This window comes from Drancourtella sp. An57 (genome assembly GCF_002161525.1).
GTDB classification, from domain to species: Bacteria; Bacillota; Clostridia; order Lachnospirales; family Lachnospiraceae; genus Sellimonas; species Sellimonas catena.
In genome coordinates, this window is sequence record NZ_NFHY01000021.1 from 38,782 (window position 1) to 54,310 (window position 15,529).

At 47.0% G+C, this 15,529-nt stretch carries 11 protein-coding genes; 1 reads left to right on the forward strand and 10 read right to left on the reverse strand.

Annotation, left to right across the window (positions count from 1 at the left end; translation table 11 throughout):
• The 3 genes from B5G11_RS14500 to B5G11_RS14510 are packed head-to-tail and all read right to left on the reverse strand — an operon-like array spanning position 1 to position 3,201.
• On the reverse strand, positions 1–1,383 hold the full coding sequence (locus B5G11_RS14500) for a GldG family protein (protein WP_087255044.1): 1,383 nt from the start codon (positions 1,381–1,383) through the stop codon (positions 1–3).
• An 11-nt stretch (positions 1,384–1,394) separates the two neighbouring features.
• Positions 1,395–2,261, reverse strand: a complete 867-nt coding sequence (locus B5G11_RS14505; RefSeq protein WP_087255048.1) for an ABC transporter permease — start codon at positions 2,259–2,261, stop codon at positions 1,395–1,397.
• Complete coding sequence (locus tag B5G11_RS14510) at positions 2,245–3,201, reverse strand: ABC transporter ATP-binding protein (protein WP_087255051.1); 957 nt, start codon at positions 3,199–3,201, stop codon at positions 2,245–2,247. Before B5G11_RS14510 ends, B5G11_RS14505 begins: the two co-directional genes overlap by 17 nt.
• 186 nt (positions 3,202–3,387) lie before the next feature.
• On the opposite strand from B5G11_RS14510, the gene B5G11_RS14515 reads away from it, so the two are divergent.
• Positions 3,388–4,035, forward strand: coding sequence for a sugar O-acetyltransferase (locus B5G11_RS14515; RefSeq protein WP_087255075.1), 648 nt, complete (start codon positions 3,388–3,390; stop codon positions 4,033–4,035).
• A gap of 76 nt (positions 4,036–4,111) precedes the next feature.
• Here B5G11_RS14515 and B5G11_RS14520 read toward each other — a convergent pair whose 3' ends face one another.
• From B5G11_RS14520 to B5G11_RS16830, 7 genes are all read right to left on the reverse strand, one after another.
• Positions 4,112–5,032, reverse strand: a complete 921-nt coding sequence (locus tag B5G11_RS14520) for a ribokinase (protein ID WP_087167154.1) — start codon at positions 5,030–5,032, stop codon at positions 4,112–4,114.
• Between the two features lie 16 nt (positions 5,033–5,048).
• Entirely contained in the window at positions 5,049–6,740 is a 1,692-nt protein-coding gene (locus B5G11_RS14525; RefSeq protein WP_087255054.1) for a sugar-binding domain-containing protein, read from the reverse strand.
• Positions 6,737–7,174 carry a MarR family transcriptional regulator gene (locus tag B5G11_RS14530; protein WP_242959073.1) on the reverse strand — a complete coding sequence of 146 codons (438 nt, stop codon included), beginning with the start codon at positions 7,172–7,174 and terminating at the stop codon, positions 6,737–6,739. Before B5G11_RS14530 ends, B5G11_RS14525 begins: the two co-directional genes overlap by 4 nt.
• Positions 7,175–7,181: 7 nt before the next feature.
• Positions 7,182–9,035, reverse strand: a complete 1,854-nt coding sequence (locus B5G11_RS14535; protein ID WP_087255060.1) for an ABC transporter ATP-binding protein — start codon at positions 9,033–9,035, stop codon at positions 7,182–7,184.
• Complete coding sequence (locus B5G11_RS14540) at positions 9,035–10,738, reverse strand: ABC transporter ATP-binding protein (RefSeq protein ID WP_087255063.1); 1,704 nt, start codon at positions 10,736–10,738, stop codon at positions 9,035–9,037. The genes B5G11_RS14535 and B5G11_RS14540 overlap by 1 nt, the downstream gene beginning before the upstream one ends.
• A 149-nt stretch (positions 10,739–10,887) precedes the next feature.
• Positions 10,888–11,502 (reverse strand): DedA family protein, encoded by a 615-nt coding sequence (locus tag B5G11_RS14545; protein WP_087255066.1) that lies wholly within the window; start codon positions 11,500–11,502, stop codon positions 10,888–10,890.
• A 158-nt stretch (positions 11,503–11,660) separates the two neighbouring features.
• Positions 11,661–15,305 carry a hypothetical protein gene (locus tag B5G11_RS16830; protein ID WP_242959074.1) on the reverse strand — a complete coding sequence of 1,215 codons (3,645 nt, stop codon included), beginning with the start codon at positions 15,303–15,305 and terminating at the stop codon, positions 11,661–11,663.
• Positions 15,306–15,529: the final 224 nt, after the last annotated feature.

Below are 15,529 nucleotides of genomic sequence, written 5' to 3' on the forward strand. Positions count from 1 at the left end.
CTATGCTTTTCTACGTTTCATCCAGATCACAAATCCTCCGATCAGAACAACCGCCGGCACACCAAAGATCAGCGCTGTACTGATAGAACCTGCATGCCGCACGGTGTTCAACTCTACAGACAGGCTCTTCGCCTTGATGGAAAGATTTTCAACATCGTCAAAATTGTTCATAACGAGATTGAGGAAGAGTCTCGAATTATCCAGATTGGAAAAATACTCCGTAATCTGGGAATTGATCATGCTTTCCGAAGCAATCACGGTCAGCTTCGCGTCATCTTCCTCCGCGACAGCTGCGAGAGTATATTCTCCCTGTGTCTGTTCCTCTTCCGTCACTGCGTATCCTTCTGAGGATGTCGTCATCACCTGTGTCACAGAAAGCGTATCTCTTAAATCTTCCTGTACGGTAAATCCGGCTGAATTTACAAGAAGTACCATATCGCTTTCCAGACCGTCTCCCAGATCTCCCGATGCTGAGATTTCCGGGAAGATATAATAGTAATTACCCTGGTAGCACCGCTGCATATCCGCAATGTAGCCGTCCGTTTTTGTCATTCCGTACTGTTCCATAAACGCGTTCAGATTCGGCGTCTCCGTGGAAGCATCACCCATCACATAGATGACCTTTCCTCCTTCTGACATATAATTCAGAAGCATCGTTTCCTCCTGCTCGGAAATATCGCTCGTCGGCGCATCGATCAGGATCAGGTCGCAGTCTGAAGGGATCTCCTCTACCATCAGAAGATTCAGTTCTTCCGTTGTCACACTGGATTTCTCCAGTTCATCGCTCAGAGAAGTGGATAATGTCGTCTCGCCGTGTCCGGTTGTATAGTAGATTTTCTTCGACACATCCGTTGTAATCTGATTGATCGCACTTGTCAGCTGACCGTCCGCATCAAACTCCGAATCAGACGCAGACCCTGTCGTATAGTAGGAACTGTAGTCCTGCACAATAATATCCGTAAACAGAACTGTAGCAGATTTTCCGGTCTCCTCGCAGGAAACGACAATGGAATTGGACTGTGCATCTTCATTCTCCTGAAGAGCCTGCGGATGATCCACCGGATTGATCCATTCTACACTGATCTTGTCAGTCAGTGCGGTATATCGTTCCAGGAATGTTTTGATTCTCTCGTCTGTAGATGATTTGTCTGCATATACCGTAAACTTGATATCGTATTCCAGATCTTTCAAAAGATTTCTGGATGTCTTGGAAATTCCGTAAATGTTTTTATTGCTGACATCAACCTGTCTGAATTTCTCCGGGAGCTGCCCGACAATCAGATTGATGACAACTGCGATCACGATGACAATCGCGATCATACCCACACTGTAAAATCCATAGCGGGTCTGAAGACTTCGGAATTTTTTCAGCAATTTCTTCATGTCTTACCCTCCTAACTGAATCTTCTTTTCTGTATTGACTGAACCGTCAGGAATAAAAACACCCCGATCAGAGTCAGATACATCACAACCCCGCCGATGTCCAGAAGATTATTTTCCGCGACACTCGTAAACGTCGAAACAAGCGCGAACTTTTCAAAGATTGTGGAAAGAATTCCTTCATATAAAGAAGAGTCTACAACATAGATCACAATAAGAACAATCGTACCGATTCCTTCTATTCCGACACTCAGCAGACCGTTTTTGGTCATATTGTAAACAAACAAAACGCAGAGGGTCAGCATCATCCAGATTCCTGCCATCCCTCCAAATGCGGAAGACGGAAGGAAGCTTAACAGTCCATCCCACAGATAAATCACCATCAGGACACCAAATGTTCCGATGGCCGCAATAATCTGGCTCTCCGTCATGGCGGAGATAAAACTTCCGATGGCAATATATACACATCCAAGAAGGAAGAATACAAGAATCGATGTATAATCATTCTTAAAATATGCCGTTCCCTGTGTACTGATAATCAGCGGATACGCACAGAACAGTACGCAAGGAATCAGAAATACCGTCACCATGGCAAAATATTTTCCCATTACCATCTTGCCCACGCTTACCGGGGAGGTCAACAGCAGCTGGTCGGTCCGGCTTCTCCTTTCCCCGGAAAAGCTTCGCATCGTAAGAATCGGAACCGCCACAAGAAAAATAAACATGACCCCTTCCAGCGAATAGGAAAAATACGGATATCCGTTGTTTAAATTGTATGCCATGAAGTAGATGCCTGTCATAAAGGTCAGAAAGGCGATGAAAATACTCCCCGTCATGGAGTAAAAATACGATTTAAACTCACGCTTATAGATTGCCAGCATGTGGACGTCCTCCTTCCTGGGTCAGCTGAAGGAAGATGTCCTCCAGTGTATTCTGTTTTCTGTACATGGAGATCAGCGCGCTGTCCTCTCTTGCAAAGGCACGGAAAATCTCCTCCCGGATGTCAACATCCTCTTTTGTCTCAATGACCGCCCTGGTGATTCCAGGATCGGACGACAGATAGCTGACTTTCTGAATTCCCGGAATCCGTGAGAGAATCTCTTCGGTTTTTTCCGGAAGCAGTCTTGTCTCGATCTCGGTCGGCGCATTCCCTGAAAATTTCTTTTCCAGGTTTTCCGGCGTATCACTTGCCACCAGTTTCCCCTGGGAAATAATGATGATGTAATCGCACACTTCCCTGATCTCCGCAAGAATATGGGAGCTTAAAATGACCGTATGATCTTTTGCAAGCTCCCTGATTAACTCTCTGATTTCGATGATCTGTTTCGGATCCAGGCCGACTGTCGGCTCATCCAGAATAATTGTCTCAGGGAATCCAAGCACTGCCTGCGCCAGCCCCACTCTCTGGCGGTATCCTTTGGACAAATTCTTAATCAGCCTTTCTCTCACATCATAAATCCTGACCATCTTCATTATTTTTTTGACTTCAGCCTTTCTGTCCGCCTTTTTTACCTTTTTCAGCTCCGCCGCGAACATCAGATACTCCTGCACTTTCATGTCCATATAAAGCGGCGGCATCTCCGGGAGATATCCGACAGATTTTTTCGCCAGTTCCGGCTCTTTTAAAATATCATGGCCGTTGATCAGAACTTCCCCTTCGGTTGCTCCGAGATATCCGGTCATGATATTCATGGTTGTGGACTTTCCGGCTCCGTTTGGCCCAAGCAGCCCATAGATATGTCCCTTCTCTATTCGAAAGTTCAGATGATCCACAGCAGTATGGCTGCCGTATTTTTTCACTAATCCGTTGACTTCGATCAATGTGCTTCCCTCCTCTGTTTTAGTCTATGCAATACCTTATCAGGAAATTGTGTCTATTCTGTGCCAAAACTGTGATGAAAAAAAGAAACACCGTCCTTGCCACCGGCACCGGAATATACTATAGTAGAGGATAGCAGCGGAAAAAAGAGGAGGAAACACAGCATGGAATATGCAGAGGATTTACAGATGGACTCTCAGGAGTCTGCAAAAAGAATGGAGGAAGGACGTCTTTACCTTCCGTCCGACCCTGAAATTATGAAAAAACAGTTTGACTGTCTGGAAAAGCTGTATGATTATAATCAGACAAGACCGCACGACCAGGAACTGAGAGCCAGAATGCTCAAAGATATGTTTGCCGAATTGGGCGAGGGATGCTATATCGAGCCTCCGCTTCGTTCCAACTGGGGTGGATATCATACCCATTTTGGAGATCATGTCTACGCCAACTTCAATCTGACTCTTGTTGACGATGGACATATTTATGTCGGCAGCAAGACCATGATCGGACCGAATGTCACCATCGCGACCGCAGGTCATCCGATCGAGCCGAATCTCCGGTATCTGGAGATGCAGTACAACATGGACGTACATATTGGAAAGAATGTATGGCTCGGAGCAGGATGCGTCATCCTTCCGGGCGTGACCATCGGGGACAATACAGTTATCGGAGCCGGCAGCATTGTCACAAAGGACATCCCGGCCGGAGTAGTAGCTGTAGGAAATCCATGCCGGGTACTGCGTGAAGTAGGAGAACACGACCGGGAATACTATTACCGTGACCGTAAAATCGATGTACCGATCCCGGATGTGCTTTCCAAACTTGACAAGGACTGATCTTCAGGAACTGTTTCTATTGCACAAAAAGAGCTTTGCGCGGCCCTTTCTCCGGGCGTTGCAAAGCTCTTTTCTTCTACTCTTCTGTCTCATGTTTCTGTGGTCTTTCAAAATCCAGATCAATTTCCCTGACCTCCTGTTTTGTCGGGATCGACGCAGCCGCTCCAGGTCTTGTGACCGCAATGGCCGCCGCTCTGGAGGCCACGATCAGGCATTCTCTTACATCCATCCCGGATACCAGTCCGGCGATAAAATATCCGGTAAATGTATCTCCTGCTCCGGTCGTATCGGTCACCGGTACATGGAAGCTGTCCTGGAAAAACCGCCTCGATGCATCCTGATACACACATCCGTCTCCGCCAAGCGTCATCACAATCCCGGCCTTCGGATACAGTTCGGACAAAGTATCCAGAATTTCCCCCAGCTCTTCTTTTCCTGTCATCTGCGCGCCTTCAATCTCATTGACAAGGAAGAGGTTTACTTTGCCAAGATCACAGGATTTAAGCTGCTCATTATACGGGGACGGATTCAGGATGATCCGCATCTTCTTTCTGCTGGCCGCTTCGATGACATAATCTACGAGATTGATCTCGTTCTGCACAAGTACGATATCCTCCTCGCTGAAATCCGCCAGCACTTCATCGATATAATTTTTGGTAAATTTCCGGTTTGCTCCTCCATACAGAAGAATGCAGTTCTGTCCGCTCTCATCCACCTGAATGATCGTATGTCCCGATGGTCCCGGAACTTTCCATATATAATGCGTATGAATATTTTCCTTCCTGCAAAGATCCACCAGCATCTCTCCGTCTTCTCCGATCATTCCGGCATGGTGGACTTCCAGTCCTGCCCTTGCAAGGGCAATCGACTGATTCAGCCCTTTACCGCCGCAGAAAATCTTTCGCTCCGCTGTATCCAGTGTCTCCCCCGGCTCCACAATATGGTCCACCGTGTAGGTATAATCCAGATTCAGCGATCCAAAGTTGATGATTCTCATCGGTCCGTTCCTCCTTCTAATCCTTGATTTTTAATACTTCCCTGTCATAGGTCCACAGCCCGTTTACTTCTTCTTCAATATCCGACAGCTGCGTGTAGACAGCCGCGCACAGCCCTTTTCGCTCCAGATTTCTGACTTCTTTCCAGATTTTTTCATAGGCATGGCACAGGCTCTTCTTCCCCGGGAAAATCCGGTATCCGTATATTGCCGGGCACGCACTGTGCCCTTTTTCTCTCATGGAAAATCCTCCAAATTCCGACAGAATGGAAGCCCGCTCTTTCTCCGTCTTCACTTTCAGCCGGAAGAAATAGTTGTGGGTACTCCGCACATCCCCGCATCTCTGGTCGAACCAGCCGCTGGCCGCATCTACCAGACGGGTCGGATCCAGACGTTTCAATTCCTTTGTAAGCCTTTTTGTATCGAACTGTCCCCATCCTTCGTTAAACAGCGTCCAAAGGACGATGGACGGATGCCCATAGAGTGTGCGTACTGTCTGTCTCATCTCATGTTCAAACTCTGCCCGGCCTTTTTCACTCTTTCTGGACAGAAGCCGTCTTACCTTGTCCGTGACCGTAATGTGCCAGATACTCATGGCAGTCGCCCCGTAAGTCACATACCAGTGATGGTACGCTTCTCCTCCGTTGACCATATCCTGCCACACCAGCATTCCCAGACGGTCGCAGTGATAGTACCAGCGCTGTGGCTCGATTTTGCAGTGCTTCCTGAGCATGTTATAGCCGAGATTTTTCGCCTGACTGATATCAAAAATCATCGCCTCATCGGACGGCGCTGTATAAAGCCCGTCCGGCCAGTACCCCTGATCCAGAAGTCCTCTCTGGAACAGAATCTCGTGGTTCAGGCAGATCCTTGGAATGCCTTTCGGATCCTTTTCCACCGTGATGCAACGCATCGCAAAGTAGCTTTTCACCTTGTCTTTTCCCATCCGTACTTCAAACTCATACAGATATGGATCCCACGGTGTCCAGCTCCGCTTTTCCCTTAACCGGATCCGGACAGGTTCATTCGTTCCGGCCTCACAGACTCTTCCCTCCAGAATAATCCTTGCCTTCTTCGCCACATTGGCAAATACGGTAATCTCCACTTCCCCGGTGTCATAAAACGGCCGGCACTTGATCTCTTCAATATAATTATGCGGCACTGCCTCCATCCATACTGTCTGCCAGATTCCGCTCTGAGCCGTATAGAACATACCGCCTTTTTGAATTTTCTGCTTGCCCTTCGCATGCCAGCTCTGGTCCGATATATCGCGTACCCGGACGCAGATGTCATTCTCCCCTTCTTTCAGATACCGCGTAACATCAACGGTAAAGGGAAGATATCCTCCTTTATGACAGCCGGCGCGCCTTCCATTTATATACACGACACACATCTGATCGACCGCACCAAAATGCAGCAGAATCCGTTCCCCCGACTGTGCCGGATTTTCAAACGTCCGATGATACCAGAGTGTTTCCTCCGGGCGGAGTCTCCGCTTCACACCGGACAGAACACTCTCCGGCGAAAACGGGACAAGAATCTTTCCTTCGAAGGAGGCAGGCGGACGCTTCCCGGATTCCCGGCAGATCTGGTAATCCCAGTATCCGTTCAGGTTAATATAGCTTTTTCGCCGCATCAGAGGTCTTGGATACTCTGAAAGGACATGCTCCGTATCCAGGTCTTTTCCCCATCTTGTATAAAGCGTTTTCATTTTGTCTGTTCTCCTTTCAGACTTTCTTCCATCTTCTGAAGCTGACGGTAAAAAGTTTCCAGCTCTTCCTCTTCAAATGCTTCCCACCAGATCTCATCCCCTTTTTCAAAAATCTCCTTCACCTGCTCCGCCTTTTCCCTGCCCTCTTCGGTCAGTCTGATCAGACAGGATCTGCGGCAGGACGGATCGATCTCCTTTCTCAGAAGCCCCGCTTTTACAAGCCGGTCCACCGTTCTGGAAATCGTCGTGACATCCACAAAACACCGGTCTGCAAGTTCTCTTTGTGTCATAGTACCATATTTTCTGAGAGAATTCAAAATTCTTGGCTGTCCCTGCCCTACTTTCAGGCCGATTTCCTGAAAATACGGCCGAAGCGCTGCCCTCCTGGCAGCATTTATCTGAAACCATAGTTCTCTGATCTTACTTTTTTCCATTTTCCATCTACTCCAGTTCAAACTGTCCTGTATAAAGCTGATAATAACGGCCTTTCTGTTCCAGAAGTTCCTCGTGATTTCCCCGCTCAATGATCTCTCCTTTTTCCAGTACCATAATCGCCTTGGAATTGCGTACCGTAGAAAGGCGGTGGGCGATGACGAACACGGTCCGCCCTTCCATGATGGCATCCATTCCCTTTTCAATCAGACGCTCGGTTCTCGTATCGATGGAACTGGTCGCCTCATCCAGTACAAGAACCGGCGGCTTGACGGCCGCTGCACGCGCAATGGAAAGGAGCTGCCTCTGGCCCTGGGAAAGGTTGCTGCCGTCCCCGTAAAGCATCGTGTCATATCCTTTCGGGAGCTTCCGGATAAAAGAATCCGCATTGGCGATCCTTGCCGCGTCCCGGACTTCCTCATCCGTGATTTCCTGATCTCCATACCTGATATTGTCTGCGATCGTTCCGGTAAACAGGTGGGTATCCTGAATGACCATTGCAAGAGATCTGCGCAGGTCATCTTTCCGGATCTTGCGGATGTCAATCCCGTCATACGTGATCATTCCGCTCTCGATCTCATAAAACCGGTTGATCAGATTGACAATCGTCGTCTTTCCCGCTCCGGTCGATCCCACAAAGGCAATCTTCTGTCCCGGTTTTGCATAGAGCGAAATTCCATTCAGAATCCGTTTATTCGGCACATAGGAAAATACGACATTGTCAAAACGCACATCGCCTTTCAGCGGTGTGAGCACCACCTGATCTTCTTTCTCTTCCCGCCATGCGTATTCTCCCGTCTTCTCTTCACATTCCACCAGAACATCCCCTTCTCTTCTTACATTGCAGAGGGTGATGGTTCCTTCATCAATCTCCGGTTCTTCCTCCATCATCTGGAAAATCCGCTCCGCACCGGAAAGGGCCGCCAGCAGGAAATTCACCTGCTGTGTAAACTGGTTCATCGGCATGGCGCTCTGGCGCACATAGACGAGATAGGAAGAAAGGCTGCCGATATCCAATAGTCCGGACAGGGCAAAGAGCCCGCCCACACAGGCCGAAACCGCATAATTCACGAAGGAAAGGCTTACAATTGTCGGCACCATCATTCCGGCAAAAGTCAGGGCATTCGTCGATTCCCTCCTGAGATTTTCATTCATCTCACAGAACTTCTTGAAATCAGCCTTCTCATGGTTGAACACTTTCTCCACCTTCTGGCCCGCCGCCATCTCTTCTACAAATCCATTGATCTTTCCGATCTCCTCCTGCTGCCTTGTAAAGTATTTCCGGCTTCTGCTGCCGTTAAACTTGATAAAGGCAGCCATCAAAAGCAGAAAAACCACGACAATCAGCGTCAGCCGTACACTTAATACCAGCATCATGGTAATCGTTCCCACCAGCATAAGGAAACTCTGAATCAGCATGGCGAAGCTGCTGTTCATCGCCTCCTGCACTGTGTCTACGTCATTGGTGAACCGGCTCATCAGCTCTCCGTGAGTATGGGCATCATAATATTTCAGTGGAAGCTTCTGCACGTGGGCAAAAAGATCCTGCCGGATTTCCTTGATGACCTTCTGTGCCGTGATGACCATCAGCTGGTTGTAGCCAAATGTTGCCGCCACACCGCACAGGTAAAGGACGGCCATACCCGCTACCGCCGTCAGAAGCCCTTTCACATCCCCCGGAAGAATAAATTCATTGATAACCGGTTTCAGCAGATACGTCCCCAGAATATTGGCTCCGGTACTGATCAGCACAAGCACCGCCACCAGAAGGAACATCCACTTGTGTCCGCCAAGATAGTGCATCAGATGCCCCATTGTCCGCTTCAGATCTTTTGGTCTTTTATATCCCAGATATCTTGCCATTAAAGCTCCGCTCCTTCCTTTTGAGATTCATAAATTTCCTGATAGATTTCATTTCTTTCCAGAAGTTCTTCGTGGGTACCGATATCCGACACCTTCCCGTCATCCAGAATCAGGATCTGGTCTGCATGACGCACAGAGGAAATCCTCTGGGCGATGATGATCTTCGTCATCTCCGGAAGTTCCTCTTTTAACATCGTCCGGATTTTCGCCTCGGTTGCCGTGTCCACAGCACTCGTTGAATCATCCAGTATCAGTACTTTCGGCCGCTTCAGAATCGCCCGTGCGATACAAAGCCTCTGCTTCTGTCCACCTGACACATTGACACCGCCCTGCCCCATTTCCGTCTCATAACCGTCTGCAAGCCGGTCGATAAACTCATCCGCACAGGCAATACGGCAGGCCTGTTCAATCTCTTCCATCGTGGCACCTTCCTTGCCCCACCGCAGGTTTTCTATCAAGGTGCCGGAAAAAAGCGTATTCTTCTGAAGCACCACGGCAATTGCGTCCCGCAGATGCTCCACCTTGTATTTTTTCACCGGGATTCCATCGATCCGGACCTCCCCTTTTGTCGCATCATAAAGACGAGGAATCAGCTGAATCAGCGTTGATTTCGCTGAACCGGTCTGACCGATAATTCCAAACGTACTGCCTGCCGGGATTTTCAAAGACACATCCGACAGAATATATTCCGGTGCGTCCTTTCTATATTGAAAGTAGACATGGTCAAACTCAACCTCGCCGCGCTCTACCTCGTGGTCTTCCGCTTCCCGGTCGGTAATATCCACTTTTTCATCAATGATCTCCAGAATACGGCTTCCCGATGCCATGGAACGGGTCATCATCAGAAACACATTGGAAATCATCATCAGAGAATTCAAAATCTGCATAACATAGCTTAGAAAACCTGTCAGCTCCCCGACCTGCATTCCGCCGACCTGAATCATCCTGCCGCCAAACCAGATGAGGCTCAGAATCGTGCCGTACATCACAATCTGCATGGCCGGCATATTCAGCGCCGCCAGACGGAATGCTTTTTCCGACTGGGTTTTCAGATTCCTGTTTACCTCATCAAACTTCTCCGTCTCGTATTCCCCTTTGACGTACGCTTTCACCACCCGAATCGCCGTCAGGTTCTCCTGAATAATCCGGTTTACCAGATCAATAGCCGTCTGCATCTTCGTATACAACGGCTGAACATGACTCACAATGGAAAACAGAAGCACCGCCAGAATCGGAAGTGCCACAAAAAACACAAGCGCAAGCTTCCCATTGATGGAAAATGCGACCGCCGTTGCAGCTACAAGCATTACAGGCCCACGGCAGAAAGGCCGAAGTCCCGTAGATACCGAATTCTGGATATTGGTCACATCACTTGTCAGCCTCGTCACGATCGACGACACCCTGAAATGATCAATATTCGCAAACGAAAATCCCTGAAGACTCTCATATTCCGCTTTCCTCAGCTCCGCTCCAAGCCCCTGGCCGGCAAGAGCCGAAAACCGCGAACTTCCGATCCCCAGAAACAATGCAAGCAACGCGCAGATAACCATCTGAAATCCCTTCATATAAATATAATGCCTGTCCCCGTTCACCACACCGACATCAATCAGGTCCGCCATAATCAGCGGCACAATGAGTTCAAACAACGATTCCGCCGTCACGCACAAAATCGCCAGCAGAGCATACTTCTTATACTTCCCCATATAAGAAAAAATTCTCCTTAGCACATCCCACACCTCCAAATACTTGTATATACAACTATTGTATGCTCATCATTCACCAATGTCAATATCGGGAACGTAACATTGGGGACGTGTTCCGATGCACCGGAACCTGTCCCCAATGAAAAAAATCAGTCTTTTTTCTCTGTTGTGCTTAATTTGTATGCAATAAAGAATATGGCGGCCGCCGCAATCAGTGTGATGATAGCTGCCTGATATTGATCAAAGATCTGTGTGATTTTGTACCAGGAGCTTCCGGCCTTTTTCCCGAGACCGAGAAGAAGCAGATTCCAGATTCCGCTTCCGATGGCTGTGTAGCACAGAAATTGAGCAAAGGGCATTCTGGTCATGCCTGCCGGTATGGAGATGAGGCTTCGTATGACAGGTACGCATCTTCCGAGAAGGACTGCTTTGTTTTCGTGCCTGTCAAACCATTTCAGTGTCTTTTTGATGTCTCCTTCTTTGAAGCCTGCTTTCCTGATCCATCTGTTTGACAGAACATGATCCAGCCGATTCAGTGGTATAATCCTCCCTGCCCAGTACAGAATCACCGCCCCTGCCAGTGATCCTGCCGTCGCTGCGATGAGCATCCCCTGTAGATTCAGTTCTGTATGCTCCGTCAGAAATCCGCCGAAAGACAGAACCGCTTCGGACGGAATCGGTGGAAAAATATTTTCGATCATAATCAGCAGGAACATTCCGAAATATCCGTATTCCGACAAAAGCTCAAGCAAGTGTAATTCCATTTTTCTTTCTCCCTGTTCACATGGCTATATGACACTTTATCGGTTTCTCTTTTCTTTTATGCATTGTCCTGCTCGATTTGTTATTTCAGTCCGTAAAAGACCGCCGCAGGATTGGGGGCTTCCTTCTCCTTGCGGCGGTTTTTTCAATTTACCCTATATTATTTTGCAGATCCTCTTTTTTTCACGATCACCGCACCTGCAATGACTACAACAGCTGCTCCCATCACAATCAGAAGTGTTACAGTCGGAGCGCTGTCTCCTGTTTTGACAACATCTGCTCCTGACTGTCCCTGATTGGTTCCCTCATTTCCGGAGGTATTGGATGCTCCGTCCTGTCCGTCACCATTGCCGATGTACTGCTGGTCAGCAAGTACAACCACATAGTCGGATGCATGACTGAATGTCAGAGATACATTTCCGCTTTCTGCTACTTTTCCACTGTTAATGTAAACCAGTTTTCCATCACTGTCATAGTAGTAAAGATTTCCGAATTTTCCTGCATACTGGCTTCCTACATTGAGTGTCAGTTTTGCCTGGAATCCGAAGTCTCCCTCATGCGCCAGTGAAAGCTGCATGGTCGGATTGTCCCCTGCAAGTTTCTTTACGACACTGCTTGGAATTGCATTGGTATTCATGGTTACCTTCATGTCAATGTCTTTCAGATCAGAAGCTTTAATGTCTTTTCCGTTGATTGTCCATGTATAGGATCCCATGTTGAGCTGGATATTCACATCTTGACCCTTTGCGGCTTCCAAAATTTTCTTGGAAAGAACAGTCGCATTACCCATATCTACCTGTACTGTTGAACCAGTGGAAGCTCCTTTGATTTCCTGCATAACAGAATCCACGGTATCTGCCGGAATTTCTGTACCCGGATTCGACGGTTCCTCCGGTTTGGAAGGCTCTTCCGGATTAGATGGCTCTTCCGGATCTACTGGTTTTTCCGGATCAGTCGGCTCTTCCGGATCTACCGGTTTTTCCGGGTCGGATGGATCTGTTGCTGTCTTTTCTCCATATCCGCGGAATGTACGGTCATAATCAACTGTTATTTTTCCATCTTCCGGCCATGCTGTAATCCATGTAACATTCGTATATCCCTCAAATTCGGTCGGAAGTGTAATTGTATCTCCTTTTTCTGCAACAATGCATTGAATAAAGTCAAATTCTTTTTCATTGTCGCTGTATCCCCAGTCGTTTCCCGCATACATATCATCAATGATAAAACGCACAAGGTAATTAGAATACTCTGCTTCAGCATATACAACTGTTCCGCTTGACTCTACAACACTGCTTTCATCTTCTTTTCCCCATCCTGTAAATTTTAATCCAGGATAGGATTCCGGTTTCTCCGGAAGGCACTTTTCATAAATCGACTTGTAGCTTGTTCCTTTATCGACTACCAGCGCCTGTTCATTCACACGATACCTTCCATCAATTCCTGTATAACTGATATTCGCCAGTGCAACCGCTTTATCACCATAATCTGCCGTAACTCCCGTAGAGTTCATAATGGAGTGATCTAACGGGAGTTCTTTATCTTCCGGATTCTGCTCCAGCATATACGTCGGCAGCACCCATTTTTCTAACTTGATCTCATCAGAAAGATCATCCGGAACATATTTATATGCTTCTTGATAAAGGTCTCCATAAGTTGCTCCATCTTCATATAAATACAGCTCGTCCGAATAATCCCATTCTCCCTTATTATTTAAATATGAAAAACTAAGCGTAAATACATTTTCATCATATGAAGCAGTTACATGTACATACATTGCTCCGGAAATCAGAGCATCATCTCCGTTCTGTAAACTATACGTCCACTCCTTAAAGTTGAGTTTATCATAACTGTCTTCCGGTTCCGGAATTGTCTTAATGTATTCTTTCAGATCCCCATACGTAGCGTCTTTTTGCAACAGTACAAGTTCATCTGAACTATAAGTCCTCTCGCCGTTCTGATTCAGATATTCTTTGGAAATTGAAACCGGAGTCTTATCATATTTTGCATAAACAACAAAACTCGTTATCTGGTCCGTCACCATTGTGTTTTCATCAATCGGATTTCCGGCAGAATCTACCCATCCAATCTGTTTCGCGCTTTCAAAAGTATGGTTTGCTGCCGGGATTTCAATACCACTTTCTTTAAACGTAGCACGTTTTTCCAGATTTTCCTTTTCAATTTCACTTACCGTATCCCATATTCCATTTTCGTTTAAAACCCTGAACTCAATCCGACCAGTATACGTCTGATTTACAAACGTATCTTTATTAACAACCTGAACATAATACGGCTCTGATAAATAAAAATCCTGTCTGTACTTTATGACATCAGCCGAATTTCCAGCCTGATCTCTCATCGTTACAGTACTGAGATACCACTCGCAAGGATATGTGTTCTCATCTATTACAAATTCACCAATCCATGCGTCAGCTTCCTCATTATATTGAAGGTCAACATAAGTACTGCTATTGACAATATCCTGATCTGCGCTCATATAAGCATAGCAGTTATATTCATCCAGCCCCACATTATCCGTCGCCTTGATCTTGATCGTCACCTTATCGCCGGCTTTTACAACTTCACCATTCTTATCTACTTCGATCGAAGTAATTACAGGCTTTTCTTTATCATTGACAACTTCTTCTGTTGCTTCTGTTTTAAACCAGTAATTTTCCGGATGATCTACCTTGAATTCAGCCATGTCTCCGGAGCGGGAAAATCCCACCTGATCCAGTGTCCATTTTTCCTCACTCGGATTATAAATCTGGGTATCCCCTTCATACTTTCCTGTATCCGGATTTAACTTCATCCAGATATGAATCGAAGAATATCCATCTTCACTTTTAAAAACCGCATTTACATTGCCCGGATCTTCTGTAATAGCCGGATCTGTCTCAAAGGATACAGATACAGTATCCCCATTCTTTAAAGTCTTACCCTGCTGATCCAGAACAAAATTTTTCACCGTATAGTTTACTTCTTCTTTTTTGAAAGAAAACGTATACATTTCAGTTGACGTTTCTTCATCCATCGATGACATGGTTACATAATTATCTGAATTGTCAATAACACGGATATCCGTAATATATCCGCTGTCTGTATTAACGTTTTCCAGAGAATATTCTCCCACGTAGCGCTTATTCACCTCATCATAGGTGAAATCCATGCCATTCCACACATTGCCTGACTCTGTCTTAAAAACCACATCAGCCTGTACTTCACGAATTCCACTGTCTGCGTCATATGCATAAATATAGAATTTTACTGTATCATTTACTGTCAGTGTCTGTCCCTGCTGCGGAAACTCAACTTTCTCAATTACCGGTTTTGTCGTGTCGTACTGTCCGTCTTTTGCTTCCTCTGTCGTCTCTGTTGTCTCATCAGCAGCTGCTGCCGCTTTTGCCGCATCCGCTTCTGTTTCCTTTTCCGCAGTCTCCGGTTCTGCCGCGGTTTCTTCTTTCAGTGCTTCCGCACTTTCCTTTGTCTGCTGTGCTTCTGCACTGTCCGTCTGCATCTCCGTGTTCTGCACTTCTTCCGCCTGTGTCTTAGTGCCTGGCTCAGCCTCCGGTTTTGTCTCCGTACTCGGCTCTGCTTCCGGCTTTGTCTCCGTGCTCTGCACTTCCTCCGGCTGTGTTTCCGTGCTCTGCACTTCCTCTGTCTTCGTCTCTGTGCTCTGTGTGGTCTGTTCCTGTGCAGTCTGCTGCGGTTCTTCTGCCAGAACATTTGGAACGCACAACGATGCGGTAATTGCTGCCGCCGTCAGAAGAGCCCCTGCTCTCCTTGCCCATAATTTTCTTTTTCTCACGGTTTTCTGCCTCCTCATTTTCTGCTTTCCAGTAAAACTCTCGAAGTCCCATTCATAGTTATTATAGCCCCTTCGTTTTTCTCCCACAAGGAAACCTGCACAAATAACAGCGGTAAAGAATAAATTTTAGAAATCCCTGCTTTTCAGCCAGAGTATGTTATTGTGGCTATTTTGCACAACAAGCGTCTCCTTTGGAGCCGTTATCCACATCTCAAGGCCATACG